This is a genomic window from Labrys sp. 22185, from assembly GCF_052045555.1.
Taxonomy (GTDB): domain Bacteria; phylum Pseudomonadota; class Alphaproteobacteria; order Rhizobiales; family Labraceae; genus Labrys; species Labrys neptuniae.
The window spans coordinates 1-427 of record NZ_JBQEPH010000133.1 but is presented as its reverse complement, the minus strand read 5'-3'; the positions used below and the strand labels follow the sequence as shown (position 1 = coordinate 427).

Annotated in this window: 1 pseudogene; it reads right to left on the bottom strand. The window is 63.5% G+C overall.

The annotated features are described in order from the left end of the window. Positions 1–427: pseudogene (locus ACTJKX_RS38265) on the bottom strand (hypothetical protein); the annotation flags it as partial.

Genomic DNA, 427 nt, shown 5'->3' with positions numbered 1-427 from the left:
GTTGACGTTGTTGCCGAGATTCGTCACCGAGGTGGAGACGCTGTTGAGCTGACTCAGATTGACCGCGTCGGTGGCATTGGTACCGGCGGCCACATTGGTGATCGCCTTGTTGCCTGCATCGATGCCGGCCGTCGTCACGCTCGGGCCGCCCACGATGGTCAGGCCGTTCGTCGTCACCGTGGTGTTGCCCAAGGTCAAGCCGGTGGCGTCGAGCGTGTTGCCGCCCGCCGTGACGCTGTCCAGCGTGATGCTCTTGGCAAGATCGAAGGTGGCGTTCGGACCGTTATGGGCGACGACGATATTGCCGTCGGTGTTGCTCAAATCCACCGTGCCGCCAGGACCGACATTGCTCTTGCCCGCGGTATCGCCGCCTGTCGACAGGTTCCAGCCGGCATTGGCATTGTTGCCCACGGCCTGGAGCTGGCTG